Here is a 14,586-nt window from a genome sequence, read left to right on the forward strand (position 1 = left end):
ATGCTCAAAAAACTGTTTGTCGCTGATCTATATCTCAAAGTTAGAAAGAATCAGTTTGAGATCAAAAACCTAACCGAAAATGGCGCTTGGAAAATCGCTACTCCGGAGCAGCCTTTCACTACAGACAGACTGTTAATCGGCCAGTTTTCCGTCGCAGAGCCTGTGCTGAAAGAGCTCGTAAAAGTTGTAATGCCACGCAGCTTTATGAAAAAGAGTGCTCAAATACTCATCCACCCGATCGATATGGTTGAAGGCGGACTTTGCGAAGTAGAAGAAAGAGTATTTACAGAGCTCGGCCTAGGTGCTGGCGCATTTAAAGTTAAGTTACATGTAGGTGAAGGGTTAACAGATGAAGACGCTAGAAAGCTACTTCAGATTGGATAAGCGATATCCTTAAAATTTAATAGTTTTTATTGCCCTAAACTAATGTGATCTATAAAGGCAGCTTTGTGCCAGAAACAGACATCCTCCTGCTTGATTAGGTAGCCAGCTTACGACATAGTGAACAGGCGTTAAGCACTAATACCTATCAATGGAGTGACAGGCATAATGAGCAGGATGTGTATCTTTTTAGTTGGATTGTTTGGCTTAATACACACTTCCGTTTACGAAGTTCAAGCGGCGGGAAATACTGACCACTTAGCGGTAAACAAAACTCCCCCCTATCCCCCTTCAGGGCCTGCAATCTACACCATAAAGGGTAAGAAAGACCTTAGGTTAACCGCTACGTTTCTTGCCTCCTATGTGAGCACAAGCAGATCAGAAGCCTGTTCTTATAAGCAAGCCACAACGTCAAGTCGTAAGGTCAGAATCGCTGACAGAGCTTACCCAGTTTCAGAGGAAAACTATCGAATTGAAATACCGATCTTTTTAAAAGAAAACGAAACAGAGTGTGGTTATCGATTTTCTAGAATTGAGTTGGTATTGCAACGCAATTACGACAACAGCTTGTATTCAAAACATATTGTTTTGGATAGAACACCGATAGCCCGTGCGATTTATCGAGGCAGCCGAGGTGGCTTTGGGGGAGCAAATGGCCCTAACCATCCGGCGAAACTGACCACATCGAAAAAGTATTTTAGAGTCGCGACTGAAACTAATTATATCTGTATGACTTGGTTCTACTCGAGACGTGAGCGCACCGGGCTTGTCTGCCATATGAAGATAAGAAATGGTGAAGATGAGAACGAGTTCATTCCTACTAACGAATATAAAACAGTTGTAACGCATCCGGAGTTTGGTACAGACCAGATTAAAAGTGAAACACTGACTATTAACATGATTGCGGATGACAAGAACAGTAAATTAGCTAATGGGAAAGAGGTACTGCCGGATTACTTCAGAACCCTACCAAAACCTGAGCCAACGCTTTGGCAAAAAATGGTTAGCAAAGTAAACGGCTTTTTAAAGTGAGGCTAAGGAATAAAAGAACCACAAGAACCATGCCACTATGTGTCGTTAATAGACCAAATCCTATTCTGATAAAAGCGCATAACTTACAAACAATTTCAGCCCTTTTAGCTGATCAATTCCACTTTTAGCCGCCCTATCCCGTTTCAAGCAGCTTCCCACCGCCTTTAAAACCAAAAAAAGCCCCGCTAAAAAGCGGGGCAAGATATAGCTTAGAGTGAAGTCGTGAAGAAGAAATGCGGGTGGATCACACCCTTTCAATCACGGTAGAGATCCCCTGTCCCATGCCGATACACATGGTCGCTAGACCTAAGGTTCCGTCTTGTTGTTCTAGCACGTTCATTAGAGTGTTAGTGATACGCGAGCCTGAGCAGCCAAGTGGATGACCCAGAGCAATCGCACCACCTTTTAGGTTTACTTTATCTTCCATCTTATCGAGCAGTTTCAGACCTTTTAGTACAGATAGGCCTTGCGCTGCGAAGGCTTCGTTAAGCTCAACATAGTCGATATCTTCGATGCTAAGACCTGCGCGTTTCAGTGCTTTTTGCGTCGCTGGTACTGGTCCGTAACCCATGATCGATGGATCACAGCCCGCTACGGCCATGCTGACAATACGTGCACGTGGCGTTAGCCCTAGCTCTTCTGCTTTAGCCGCTGACATCACCAGTAATGCAGATGCACCGTCGGAGAATGCAGAAGATGAGCCTGCTGTTACAGTACCGACTTTAGGTACGAACACCGGCTTAAGTGCCCCTAGTGTTTCAACTGTCGTTTCTGGACGGATAACTTCATCCGCTTCGACTAGCGATTTAAAGCCGTTTTCGTCGTGACCTTCGACCGCGATAATTTCGCTATCCCAGAGGCCATCCAGATGTGCTTGATGCGCTAGACGGTGAGAGCGCGCCGCGAACTCATCCTGCATTTGACGGTTGATACCGTTCATCTTGCCTAGCATCTCTGCAGTTACGCCCATCATCATCGCTGCTTTAGCAACTTTTTTGGACATCTCGGCGTTGATATCAACACCGTGCATGATGGAAACGTGACCCATATGTTCCACACCACCCGCAATAAAGATATCGCCATTGCCGGTCATGATGCCTTGGGCTGCTGCATGCAGTGCTGCCATAGATGAACCACATAAGCGGTTGATCGTTTGTGCCGCTACCGTATGAGGTAGACCTGCTAGCAGTGCAGCATTTCGGCCGATGTTAAAGCCCTGTTCTTTCGTCTGGTTAACACAGCCCCACATCACATCTTCGATGTCTGCAGGGTTTAGCGCTGAGTTACGCTCTAACAGTGCTTTGATGACTGCAGCTGATAGCGCTTCGGCACGAACATTTCGGAACGAGCCATTTTTTGATTTACCCATCGGGGTACGAACACCGTCAACGATGACTACATCATTTGGTTTCAAGTTCATGATCTTTACCCCTTAACCCTGAGCATTTTGTGGAAAGTATGTTTCGCCAGCAGCGGCCATCTGTTTCATCTTGTCGGTTGGCTGATACAGCGGTCCTAGACCCTCGTATTTCTGCGCCATAGCACAGAACTCAGCTAAACCAATCTGATCCAGATAGTGCAGCGCACCACCACGGAATGGAGGGAAACCAATACCGTAGATCAAGCCCATATCTGCTTCTGCCGGGCTGGCAACAATGCCATCTTCCAAGCAACGAACGGTTTCGATACATAGAGGAATCATCATGCGCTCGATGATCTCTTCATCAGTGAACTCACGCGTTTCTTTAGCAATACCATCAAGCATTGCTGGTACTTCTTCATCCACAATTTTCTTCGGCTTACCTTTACGATCAAGCTCGTAACGATAGAAGCCTTTGCTGTTTTTCTGACCGAAGCGCTCTAGGGAGAACATACGGTCGATAACGTTTTCGCCTTCATGGCTCATACGATCAGGGAAACCTGCTGCCATCACGCTATCTGCATGGTGCGCAGTATCGATACCGACTACGTCTAGAAGGTAGGCAGGACCCATTGGCCAGCCGAAGCGCTCCATCACTTTATCGACTTGTTTAAAGTCCGCACCATCTTCAAGTAGTGCAGTAAAACCGCCAAAGTAAAGGAACAAAATACGGTTAACTAAGAAGCCTGGGCAATCATTTACAACGATTGGGGTTTTGCCCATCGCTTTTGCGTAAGCAACTGTACGTGCGACCGCATCTTCAGAGGTTTTCTCACCACGGATAACTTCCACTAGTGGCATTTGATGTACAGGGTTGAAGAAGTGCATACCACAGAAGTTCTCTGGATTTTTAAGCGCTGTTGCCAACTCAGTAATAGAGATAGTAGAAGTGTTAGACGTCAGTACCGCGCCTTCTGGCAGCGTGCCTTCAACTTCAGCAAGTACAGCTTTCTTCACTTTAGGATTTTCAACAACCGCTTCGACCACAAGGTCAACGCTACCGAAATCACCGTAGTTTAGCGTTGGCGTAATGCTGTTTAGCACCGATGCCATTTTCATCGCATCCATACGGCCACGAGATACGCGTTTGTTCAGCAGTTTAGTCGCTTCATCCAGACCTAACTGAAGCGCCGCATCGTTGATATCTTTCATCAAGATAGGCGTACCTTTAGAGGCAGATTGGTAAGCAACACCACCACCCATAATACCGGCACCCAGCACAGCGGCCTTTTTAACCGGCTCGGCTTTGCTCTCAAAACCTTTGCTGACTTTCTTGATGTATTGGTCTTTCATAAATAGACCAACAAGGGATGCGCACACATCGGTTTTCGCAACTTTCACAAAGCCTTTAGCTTCGATCTCGTTGGCTTTTTCGCGAGGAAGATTCGCGTGCTTTTGAATCGTTTTCAGCGCAGCCATGGGTGCAGGGTAGTGAGGACCCGCCTTGCCACCGATCACACCTTTTGCAGATTCAAACGCCATCATCTGTTCAACCTGATTTAGTTTGATCGGCGTTTTCTTCTCTTCACGGCGCGCTTGGTAATCAAACTTACCTGCAATACAGCCTTTCAGTAGATCTAGAGCCGCAGCTTTAACCTGATCACCCGTTACAACCGCATCTACACCGCCATCTTTAAGTGCTGCATCAGGGCGTTTCTCAGCACCTGCGCAGATCCACTCATTGGCGTTATCCACACCAATTAAGCGTGGTAGACGAACTGTGCCGCCCCAACCTGGGTAGATACCTAGCTTAACTTCTGGCAGACCTACTTTGGCTTGGTCGCTCATCACACGGTAATCCGTGGATAGCGCCAATTCAAAACCGCCACCTAGGCATAGGCCATTAATCGCAGTGACTGTTGGGCAGCCCATATCTTCGATCTGATTCAGTAGGCTGTGGATATCCATCAAGCCTGCAATCAGGTCTTCATCTTCAGCGGAGAAAAAGCCCATAAATTCGGTGATATCGGCGCCAACAATAAAGCAGTCTTTGGCACTGGAGAAAATCACACCACGAATATCATCTAGGTTACACAGGGCATTTACCGCTTCGCGCAGTTCAGCCAAAGTCGCCTGATCGAGTTTATTAACAGCATCGCCTTTGCGGTCAAACACCACATCGTAGATCCCGTCTTCGATCGACTGTACGTAAATCGATTGTCCTTCGAAAAGCATCTAAGTTGCTCCGTCTATTTTTATTTTTGGCTTGGCGAAGTGCCTAAGCGCTTTTTAGTTATGCTGTTTACAGCTTACTCTCTAGCTCAGGCACGGCATCGAACAAGTCGGCCACCAGCCCGTAATCAGCCACCTGAAAAATTGGGGCTTCTTCATCTTTGTTGATCGCAACAATGATTTTGGAATCTTTCATACCCGCTAAGTGCTGGATCGCACCGGAGATACCCACGGCGATATACAACTCTGGCGCTACCATTTTGCCGGTCTGACCAACCTGCATGTCATTAGGTACAAAGCCGGCATCAACCGCTGCACGAGATGCACCAACCGCCGCACCAAGCTTGTCCGCAACTTTGTTAAGTAGTTCGAAGTTGTCACCGTTGCCCATACCACGGCCACCGGAGATAACAACTGAAGCAGCGGTTAATTCTGGACGATCACTTTTCGCCAGCTCTTCTGAAACAAAACTAGAAAGGCCGCTGTCGCATGCTTCAGCAAGACTAACGACCTCTGCAGAACCACCACTGTTAGCAACAGGATCAAAGGCTGTCCCACGAACAGTGATAACTTTAGTGCTATCACTGGACTGGACTGTCGCAATCGCATTACCTGCATAGATCGGGCGTTTGAAGGTATCCGCTGCTTCTACGGCAATAATGTCTGAGATCTGATTTACATCTAGCAGTGCTGCAACGCGCGGTAGGAAGTTCTTACCTGTTGTGGTTGCTGAGGCCAGGATATGGCTATAGTCAGCAGCAACCGTTAGCACCAACTTACTGATATTTTCTGCAAGCTGATGTTCATACGCAGCGTTATCAGCCAATAGAATTTTACTCACACCTGATACTTGCGCCGCCGCATCAGCAACGGCCTGACAGTTAGCGCCTGCAATAAGCAGGTGAACATCACCACCAATCGCATTTGCTGCAGCTAAGGTATTGAGGGTTACGGGTTTAAGCTCGTTATTATCGTGTTCGGCAATTACAAGAATAGTCATCTGATCACCCCCTTAAATTACTTTAGCGTCATTACGTAGTTTTTCGACTAGCTCATCTACAGAGCTTACTTTGATGCCTGCTTGACGCTCTGATGGCGGATCGACACGTAGTAGTTGCAGATTGCTCGCTACAGATACGCCCAGTTCGTCAGTTGTTAGGACATCAAGCGGTTTACGCTTCGCTTTCATAATGTTTGGCAGGGATGCGTAACGTGGTTCATTAAGACGCAGATCGGTTGTTACAACCGCTGGCATAGTCAGGTTGACGGTTTGCAAACCACCGTCGATTTCACGGGTGACGTTGATGCTATCGCCAGTTACCTCAAGTTCTGAAGCAAAGGTACCTTGTGGGCGATCCAACAAAGCAGCCAACATTTGACCGGTTTGGTTGTTATCAGAATCGATCGCTTGCTTACCAAGAATCACCATACCTGGCGCTTCTTTTTCTACAATTTTGGCTAATAGCTTAGCGACTGAAAGGGAATCAGGGTTGGTTTCGATATCGACACGGATACCGCGATCGGCACCCAATGCTAGCGCTGTACGGATCTGCTCTTCGCAGCTCTTATTACCAATAGAAACAACGACAACTTCATCCGCTGTACCCGCTTCTTTTAAACGTACAGCCTCTTCAATTGCTATCTCGCAAAATGGATTTAGAGCCATTTTTACGTTAGCTAAATCGACATCACTGTTATCTGCTTTGACACGGGCTTTGACGTTGTAGTCAATCACACGTTTTACGGCAACCAGTACTTTCATAACCGCCTCTTTGTATTGTTATTTTGGTAACCCATACACATACGAAAATAGGGTTACTTTCATAGAGGGAAGCTCATTCCCCAAGCTATGTATAAATCTTAGTCTCAGACTGAAATTCAACAATGACAAAAAGCAGCTACATCGCTAACAAAAAATAGCAATATTAATCAAAGCCCCGTAAACAAAGGGCTTAAGAAAGGATAAAGCGCAAACAAATACAATCAAAAGGTATCAAAAAAGTTACCTTTTCTGGCAATAGCTAAAAAGACAGGCATAAAAAAAGGGCTAATAAGCCCTTTTTAGAATCCAATTTATCTTATAAATATTTTTTTAGACTGAAAGCACCACGAAGATCGCCTGTGGAAAAACCTGTCGCTTTGTCTTCTGGGTAAAGGGTCTGAAGTTGCTCAGCAATCTCTGGTTTAATCTTGGAACCGTGACAAGCTAAGCATTGATCAGCGACGGGGATCGCCTTCATCATGCGGAATACTTTTCTACCTTCTTCGTCTACGACAACTTGCGAGAAACCTAAGGTTTTTAGATTAGCCCCTTGCTTAGCTTTGGATTCAAACTGTTCAAGAATCGCCTTTTCCCACTGGTCAGGTGCATTTTGCGGGTTACGTAGTTTTAAACTAGTACGCTCAACATGCCATTCAGAATTATCATTCACGCTTTTTGTAAGACCTTCAGCCTTGGTATTACAAACGTTGATGGCAGCGATAGCACCGCCCTCTTTTTTTGCCGCTTTGAGTTCTGAGCCAAGCGTGGTCACTAACTCTTTAATGACACCTTTAGCTTCGTTCTGCAGTTCAGGAATATTTACCGAGAATTCTTCCGCTTGAACCGGAAGAGCAGCCGCTAGAGCAGCAGTAAAGAAGAATGCTTTCACCTTGGACCTCACTGGATAGGGTGTTCATAAGATGAGGCCATTATACAATTTCATATAGATTAGTAAATACTAATATTTAAGGTCCATATATTAAAAATGCATATTATTTTTGTAGGAAGGCCATAAATGCCCTTTGCGCTTCTTCAGATAACAAGCGCTGATAAAACAACGCCCCTTCACTATCAATCACTTGGTGAACAGACTTTAAGGTTTCGGCTTTCATCAACTGTTTAGCTGCAATCACCGAATCAACAGGGCTATCAGCTAACTTTTTAGCACGATTTCGAGCTGTTTCTAGGAGCAGATCCGGTTCTGTGATTTGATTAACAATACCAAGTTGTTCAGCTTTTATAGCATCAAAACTTCGACCTTCAACCAGCAATTCAAAAGCGAGTCGGTGACCTACTAGTTGCGGAAACAACAAAGTAGACGCTCCTTCAGGTATTAAGCCTAACTGCACAAACGGCATTTTACACCGCAGATTATCTGCAGACACAACGAGGTCACAATGCAAGAGCATAGTCGTGCCTATACCAACAGCATCGCCATGCACCGCTGCGATGATTGGCTTGGGAAAGCTTGCCAATGTATGCAAAAACACCAATACATCTTGCAGAATATTAGGGTTATGCGCTGCTGATACAAAATCGCTAATATCATTTCCAGCACAGAAGGACTGACCTTGCGCTCGAAAAAGCACAACATGAACATTAGGGTCTTCCGCTGCTTGCTTTAGTAACGCCGTCATTTCGACATACATTGCCAATGTCAGCGCATTTTTCTTATCTGGTCGGTTTAGATTTATCTCGAAAACAGAACCCTGCTTTTCGGTTAAAACGGTAGCCACTATTTAGGCTCCTCTACTACATTAACGGTTGTTGCAGGCTGATAATGTTCTGGCAGGTATTCGCGAACCATCTCACTGCTTCGCCCCCATGAATGACAACTATCAAGCATAAACTCAGCACCTTGAGCGAGAACATCTTTATCGCTACTCGGCCAGGTAGATTGGATAGCGGTCGTCGCCAGAACAGGTAAAAGTTCATTCATATGCGTACAACCCGCAACACCACCTACACGGTCTTTCGCTATGCGCAGCCAGCCAGGTCCGATACGTGTACCTTGCAGTTGCTCATATGCTGCACCAACTTTTTTACAGATTCGAAACGGAGAATAATCTATACAGGCTTCTACCTGTTTGATCAGTAAACCTTTATCAAGGGTCAGGCGAATGCTGATATCATGAAACGCTTCGCCTGCTGGAACATAACCACCGCGCTGAGGGTTATCCACATCTCGCGTTTTAACATCGGTCATACGGGCCTCAATATCCCATAAACCATCATCACGAAGATAGCCACTACACATCACATTTCGATTATGATGAGTTTCACGCCGAGTTGGTCGAGATAAAGGCATACTGATCAATTCCCTTTATTCGGCTTTAAGCTGCGTTGGCATTATCATCTGCAGAAGGTTTTAGCAGACGACGAAGTACTTTACCGACATTTGATTTGGGTAGATCTTCAGCAAACTCTACCTGCTTTGGCACTTTGTAGCGTGTCAGCTTGTCTTTGCACCAATCCCTAACATCCTCACGGGATAGATCAGGATTATTGCTAACAACAAATACTTTAACGATCTCGCCGGTTTTATCGTCCGGAATACCGATAGCTGCACATTCCACAACATCAGGGTGCTGGGTAATGACATCTTCCACTTCGTTTGGATATACATTGAAACCAGAGACGATAATCATATCTTTCGCGCGGTCTACGATGCGGAAATAACCTTCCTCATCGATGGTCGCGATATCGCCCGTGATAAAATAACCATCATCGGTAAAGGAGGAAGCGGTTGCCTCTTCTCTTTGCCAATATCCGCGCATAACCTGCGGGCCTTTAACACAAAGCTCACCGGCTTCACCTTTGACCACGTCCTGACCATCCGTACCAATAATACGAACATCAGTGTGAATCATAGGCAGCCCGATTGTGCCAGTGCGGTTATCATCGGGTGGGTTAAAACATACCGCAGGAGAGGTTTCTGTCAGGCCGTAACCTTCAATTACGTCACAACCGGTTTTATCTTTCCACAGCACAGCAGTGGATGGGTTGAGCGCCATACCACCTGACGCAGTGAATTTCAGATTACTGAAATCAACTTGGGCAAAGTTTTCATCGTTACACAGCGCAACAAATAGCGTATTAAGACCAACAAACGTACTCATGCGCCACTTCTGCATCTCTTTAATAAACCCAGGAATATCTCTTGGATTTGGTATCAATACGCTATGTCCGCCCATTAACGAAACAACCTGAGCAACGGTGAAAGCATAAATATGATAAAGCGGCAGCGGTGAGATCACCGTTTCAGTCCAATCAACACCGGGAACGGTTAAACGCTCCTGCGCTTGTAGCATGTTAGAGATAAGATTGGCGTGAGTTAGGATCGCGCCTTTAGAAACGCCTGTTGTGCCACCGGTATACTGCAAGACAGCAACATCAGATGATTCAACTTTGACTGGATTTGGTTGCTGACCATCATATTTGTAGAATGCAGAGCGAAGCGGAATCGCTTGAGGTAGATTGTAATCTGGCTCCATCTTCTTCAAGTACTTAACTGCAGCATTCAGAAGATTACGCTTAATAAAATCGTGTAGATCCCCTACTTGGGTCACAAACAGGGTTTCAATCTGCGTCTTATCCAAAATCTTTTCAGCATTGTGGGCCATGCTCTTGTGGATAATCAGCGCCTTCGCACCAGAATCATTAAACTGGTGCTGCATCTCCTGCGGGGTATACAGCGGATTGGTGTTCACAACCACCAGCCCTGCACGCAAAATACCAAATAATACAATGGGGTACTGAATCAGGTTAGGTAACTGGATCGCTACCCTATCACCTGGTTGCAAGTTAGTTTCTTGCTGAAGATAGACAGCAAACGCCGCAGATAAACGATCCAATTCATTATAATCAATCGTGCGCCCAAAGCTGGTAAATGCTGGTTTAGGGCCAAAGTTCTTTTGCACATGCGCTAGAACATCTGGAACAGTTTTAAAACCGTAATGATTTATATCAGCCGGGATAGTATCGGCGGCAGGGATTTGCTGCATCGAAGGTACCTCATGTAATTATTTTTATAAGGGATCTATGTCGGTAATTTTAGGCTACGGGAAAAAGTACAGCCAATTTAGTCGCTAGCATAATGTCACCATCAGCCTGCACACGACCCGCCATGAAAGCCTGCATACCATCAGTTTCACCCGACATAATCTCTTCGAGAGTAATCAAGTCCATAGTTAATGTCACGGTTGCATCTGCACTAACACCTTCCGCAACTTCACAGTTCCCCTCTTTTACTGTCACAAACCAAGAGTCACCATCGCTAATGTCGTACTGAAAAATTGCATCAGTGTCTGCTGCAGCATCGGCATTAAAACGATTTTTCATTTCAGTAAAAACTGCATTCAAGTCGGACATTTCAGATACCTCTTTGTCATTTTTATTCTTTAACGCATAACGTTTTGCGTTGAGTTTTAAGAGACCGCGTAAAAGTGTGCGGCCTACTGGATTATTAAGTGCTTTCTTCACGTCTATACCTCGACTAGAAAGCAAAGTGTTCTTGGTCCATCTCCATCAGGTTGTCTGCCCCTGATTGCATTGTTTCAACCAAACTACGAGTACGCGGCAAGATTCTCTGGAAATAGAAACGTGCTGTAGTCAGTTTAGCTTGGTAGAACGCAGCATCACCTTCACCTGCTGCCAACTTCTCTTGAGCCACTTTAGCCATACGCGCCCAGAAGTAACCCAATACCACATAACCTGAGTACATGAGGTAATCGACGGAAGCTGCACCGACCTCATCGCGGTTTTGCATCGCTTTCATACCGATTTTCATAGTGAGATCACCCCACTCTTTATTCAGCTCAGTTAGCGGTTTGGTGAATTGTTGTAGATCGCTGTTGTCAGATTCAGCCTGACAGAACTTATGTAGAATTTTGGTAAAGCCTTTAAGAGATTCACCTTGAGTCATCAATACTTTACGGCCTAACAAATCTAGCGCTTGGATCTGAGTAGTACCCTCATACAGCATAGATATACGGCTATCACGCACGTTTTGCTCCATACCCCACTCTGCGATAAAGCCATGACCACCAAATACTTGAAGGCCGTGGTTAGCGGATTCGAAACCAACTTCGGTCAGGAATGCTTTTGCGATCGGCGTAAGGAACGCTAGCAAGGCATCGGCTTGTTTCTTCTCATCCCCTTCCGCGCGCTCAACTTTATCCACAAGCTGAGCACAGTAGTAGATCATTGCGCGACCACCTTCAGCGAAAGCTTTCTGGGTCAGCAACATTTTACGAACTTCAGGGTGTACGATAATTGGATCGGCCGCTTTTTCTGGGTTAGCAGGGCCATTTAGAGCGCGCATCTGCAAACGATCTTTGGCGTAAACAAGTGAGTTTTGGAAACCCCATTCTGCATGCGCCAAGCCCTGTAAAGCTGTACCTAGACGTGCAGTGTTCATAAAGGTAAACATGCAGTTAAGGCCTTTATTTTCTGGCCCAATTAGGTAACCCGTAGCCTCGTCAAAGTTCATGACACAAGTAGCATTACCGTGAATACCCATCTTGTGCTCTAGAGAACCACAACTAACGCCATTATCTGTACCTATAGATTCTGGCAAGTGCTTAGGAACGATAAACAGGGAGATACCTTTTGTACCTTCAGGTGCATCCGGTAGGCGCGCCAAAACGATATGCACAATGTTATCTGCCATATCGTGCTCACCCGCAGAGATGAAGATCTTGGTTCCGGAAATTTTATAACTACCGTCTCCTTGAGGCTCTGCTTTAGTTCGCAGCATGCCTAAGTCAGTGCCACAATGAGGCTCGGTCAGACACATAGTGCCAGTCCACTCACCGGATACCAGTTTAGTAAGATAAGTTTGTTTCTGATCTTCTGTACCATGAGCGTTTAGAGTATTCATCGCACCATGGCTTAGACCTGGGTACATACTCCAAGACCAGTTAGCCGTACCGACCATTTCGTTCACAAGGATGCCAATAGACTCAGGTAAACCTTGGCCACCGTATTCAGCTTCATGCGCTAATGACGGCCAACCGCCTTCAACAAACTGGTCGTAAGCTTCTTTAAAACCTTCTGGCGTTTTAACAGCACCGTCATCCCACTGACAGCCCTGCTGATCACCAATCTGATTTAACGGAGATAAAACACGCTCAGCAAACTTAGCACCTTCTTCCATGATCGCGCCTACCATATCAGGCGTCGCATCCTCGCAACCTGAAAGACTCTGGTAATGCTGCTCAGCGTTAAGCACTTCGTTTAACACGAAGTCCATATCACGGAGGGGAGCTTTGTATTCTGGCATGACGTTTTCCTCATTCTTATTATCGCTCCGCTGATGCGGATAAGTGGTGCCGAGCACCAATACAGTATGTATTTAAGAATGGTTCAAAGGTCGTAATACGCCAATAACAAAACTTACCAGTTTTAGTGACAAAAAATGGCAAGCAATATTAGATAGCGCTTTATTTAGGCATTAAATGGGGTTTCAAATAACAATTCAGAGCAGCAATAATGACATATTTCGTCACATCGATTTTGCACTGCAATATAGACATAAAAAAACCGGCTAAGTGCCGGCTTTTGAAATAATAAGACTTTTAGTTTATGTAATTAAATAAACTCAGATCTTGGACCTTGGCGAAACTTGCATAGGATGCCTGAAGCGCTGTTTCTTGCAAAGCAAAGCGGCTAATCGCTTCGTTATAATCTAGGTCTTCAAATGAAGACAAAGCCTCTTCCGTAAACAGCTTATAGTCTTCATTCACCAAATCCTGTTGCTCTAGAGCATTCAACCGGCCACCAATACTTGCTCGCGACGCAATATTCTTTTCTTCAACTCCAGCAAGGTTATCTAAGATATGATCCATGCGCTCAAGATACTCGTTCTTTCCTTGAGTCGTAGAAAAGTCAGCTGTTTCCAATGCTTCTTTAAGATCTAGAGCTGTATTCAAAATATTATGCTGATCAAATACATCCAACTCAGCAGTGCCAGGGTTTGCAGCATTGATCTCTATATCAACACCAGCAATCCTTACTGTAGACGTTCCAGGTGGTAGAGCATAAGTACCATCCATCAAAACTGCCGGATCATCAGGTGTAACAAAATCACCATTTTTATCCGTAATTTCAAGATTACCGGCATTCACCGTAATGCTTAAAGGCCCATTCGCGGCCATATATGCACCAAACGTCTCGGCATTACCACCTTGAATGTCAACCTCACCAATAGTACCTGTTGTCTGAGTAACATCTTCAATCAAATACCCCGGAACCGGAGGAACTTTCTCAAAGATTTCAAATCCAGAATCAGTGGCTGCTACTTTGTTCTCCGGCCCTACTTGCAGAAAGCGCTGTCCATCATCACCATTAAACTCATAACGTCCAGAAGGGCCAACGGTATAAGGCTGTGTAAAACCTTTATTCCCAGCAAAAAGGTACTCGCCTTGAACATCCTTAGTATTCATTAGGCTGTCGAGGGACTTAATAATTTCACCGACCTCGGATGCAATAACTTGTCGATCCGTATCCGTCAGCGTACCGTTTTTACCTTGAATCGTTAGTTCTCGTAAACGAATAGACTGATTATTAATCTGCTCGATTGTAATCTCTTCCAATTCCAATCGACGCTCTGCAACCTCTATGTTTCCAGAGAATTGTTCTGTACGCGCAATTTCCTTTTTGAATTTCTGAATTTGCGCTGATGCCAATGGGTCATCAGAAGGCTGCAGTACTCGCTTACCTGTTGATAACTGCTGCTGTGTCTGAAATAGATCAGCACTTGCCTTACCAAGGTTATCAATATTGCTAAGAAATACTTGTTGTGTAGAGATTCTCATCT

13 protein-coding genes are annotated in these 14,586 nt (G+C 45.3%); 2 read left to right on the forward strand and 11 right to left on the reverse strand.

The genetic code is table 11. The features are described from left to right. Positions 1-384, forward strand: coding sequence for a hypothetical protein (locus ACMXYX_RS14605; RefSeq protein WP_415906185.1), 384 nt, complete (start codon positions 1-3; stop codon positions 382-384). Positions 385-549: 165 nt separating this feature from the next. Next, on the forward strand, positions 550-1,413 hold the full coding sequence (locus ACMXYX_RS14610) for a hypothetical protein (protein WP_415906186.1): 864 nt from the start codon (positions 550-552) through the stop codon (positions 1,411-1,413). A gap of 244 nt (positions 1,414-1,657) precedes the next feature. Here ACMXYX_RS14610 and fadA read toward each other — a convergent pair whose 3' ends face one another. The 11 genes from fadA to flgL form a co-directional block, all read right to left on the reverse strand. Continuing rightward, positions 1,658-2,833 carry an acetyl-CoA C-acyltransferase FadA gene (gene fadA / locus ACMXYX_RS14615; RefSeq protein WP_415895155.1) on the reverse strand — a complete coding sequence of 392 codons (1,176 nt, stop codon included), beginning with the start codon at positions 2,831-2,833 and terminating at the stop codon, positions 1,658-1,660. A 12-nt stretch (positions 2,834-2,845) separates the two neighbouring features. Further along, a complete protein-coding gene (gene fadB, locus ACMXYX_RS14620) occupies positions 2,846-5,008 on the reverse strand; it encodes a fatty acid oxidation complex subunit alpha FadB (RefSeq protein WP_415906187.1) in 2,163 nt (720 codons plus the stop codon). A gap of 67 nt (positions 5,009-5,075) precedes the next feature. Continuing rightward, a complete protein-coding gene (locus tag ACMXYX_RS14625; protein ID WP_415896952.1) occupies positions 5,076-6,005 on the reverse strand; it encodes an electron transfer flavoprotein subunit alpha/FixB family protein in 930 nt (309 codons plus the stop codon). 12 nt (positions 6,006-6,017) lie between these two features. Further along, positions 6,018-6,767, reverse strand: a complete 750-nt coding sequence (locus tag ACMXYX_RS14630; protein WP_415896953.1) for an electron transfer flavoprotein subunit beta/FixA family protein — start codon at positions 6,765-6,767, stop codon at positions 6,018-6,020. Between the two features lie 316 nt (positions 6,768-7,083). Continuing rightward, a complete protein-coding gene (locus ACMXYX_RS14635) occupies positions 7,084-7,656 on the reverse strand; it encodes a DUF3365 domain-containing protein (RefSeq protein ID WP_415892503.1) in 573 nt (190 codons plus the stop codon). 103 nt (positions 7,657-7,759) lie between these two features. Beyond that, complete coding sequence (locus ACMXYX_RS14640; protein ID WP_415892504.1) at positions 7,760-8,503, reverse strand: enoyl-CoA hydratase-related protein; 744 nt, start codon at positions 8,501-8,503, stop codon at positions 7,760-7,762. Further along, the gene (locus tag ACMXYX_RS14645; RefSeq protein ID WP_415906188.1) at positions 8,503-9,075 is read right to left on the reverse strand and encodes a DUF2889 domain-containing protein; all 573 of its coding nucleotides are present in this window, start codon (positions 9,073-9,075) and stop codon (positions 8,503-8,505) included. The genes ACMXYX_RS14640 and ACMXYX_RS14645 overlap by 1 nt, the downstream gene beginning before the upstream one ends. A gap of 25 nt (positions 9,076-9,100) precedes the next feature. Beyond that, positions 9,101-10,771: an AMP-binding protein gene (locus tag ACMXYX_RS14650; protein WP_415906189.1), complete on the reverse strand. Its 1,671-nt coding sequence runs from the start codon at positions 10,769-10,771 to the stop codon at positions 9,101-9,103. A 49-nt stretch (positions 10,772-10,820) separates the two neighbouring features. Then, positions 10,821-11,249 carry an SCP2 sterol-binding domain-containing protein gene (locus tag ACMXYX_RS14655; protein WP_415896956.1) on the reverse strand — a complete coding sequence of 143 codons (429 nt, stop codon included), beginning with the start codon at positions 11,247-11,249 and terminating at the stop codon, positions 10,821-10,823. Between the two features lie 13 nt (positions 11,250-11,262). After that, on the reverse strand, positions 11,263-13,050 hold the full coding sequence (locus ACMXYX_RS14660; protein WP_415896957.1) for an acyl-CoA dehydrogenase C-terminal domain-containing protein: 1,788 nt from the start codon (positions 13,048-13,050) through the stop codon (positions 11,263-11,265). 295 nt (positions 13,051-13,345) lie between these two features. Next, positions 13,346-14,584, reverse strand: coding sequence for a flagellar hook-associated protein FlgL (gene flgL / locus ACMXYX_RS14665; RefSeq protein ID WP_415896958.1), 1,239 nt, complete (start codon positions 14,582-14,584; stop codon positions 13,346-13,348). Positions 14,585-14,586 lie beyond the last annotated feature (2 nt).

This window comes from Neptuniibacter sp. QD72_48 (assembly GCF_047778065.1).
Classification (GTDB): Bacteria; Pseudomonadota; Gammaproteobacteria; order Pseudomonadales; family Balneatricaceae; genus Neptuniibacter.

Bases quoted from the DNA above. Each gene is read 5' to 3' on its own strand.
- ACMXYX_RS14630 (WP_415896953.1), bottom strand. From the start codon at position 6,767: ATGAAAGTACTGGTTGCCGTAAAACGTGTGATTGACTACAACGTCAAA.
- fadB (WP_415906187.1), bottom strand. From the start codon at position 5,008: ATGCTTTTCGAAGGACAATCGATTTACGTACAGTCGATCGAAGACGGG.
- ACMXYX_RS14650 (WP_415906189.1), bottom strand. From the start codon at position 10,771: ATGCAGCAAATCCCTGCCGCCGATACTATCCCGGCTGATATAAATCAT.
- flgL (WP_415896958.1), bottom strand. From the start codon at position 14,584: ATGAGAATCTCTACACAACAAGTATTTCTTAGCAATATTGATAACCTT.
- ACMXYX_RS14625 (WP_415896952.1), bottom strand. From the start codon at position 6,005: ATGACTATTCTTGTAATTGCCGAACACGATAATAACGAGCTTAAACCC.
- ACMXYX_RS14610 (WP_415906186.1), top strand. From the start codon at position 550: ATGAGCAGGATGTGTATCTTTTTAGTTGGATTGTTTGGCTTAATACAC.
- ACMXYX_RS14605 (WP_415906185.1), top strand. From the start codon at position 1: ATGCTCAAAAAACTGTTTGTCGCTGATCTATATCTCAAAGTTAGAAAG.
- fadA (WP_415895155.1), bottom strand. From the start codon at position 2,833: ATGAACTTGAAACCAAATGATGTAGTCATCGTTGACGGTGTTCGTACC.
- ACMXYX_RS14660 (WP_415896957.1), bottom strand. From the start codon at position 13,050: ATGCCAGAATACAAAGCTCCCCTCCGTGATATGGACTTCGTGTTAAAC.
- ACMXYX_RS14645 (WP_415906188.1), bottom strand. From the start codon at position 9,075: ATGCCTTTATCTCGACCAACTCGGCGTGAAACTCATCATAATCGAAAT.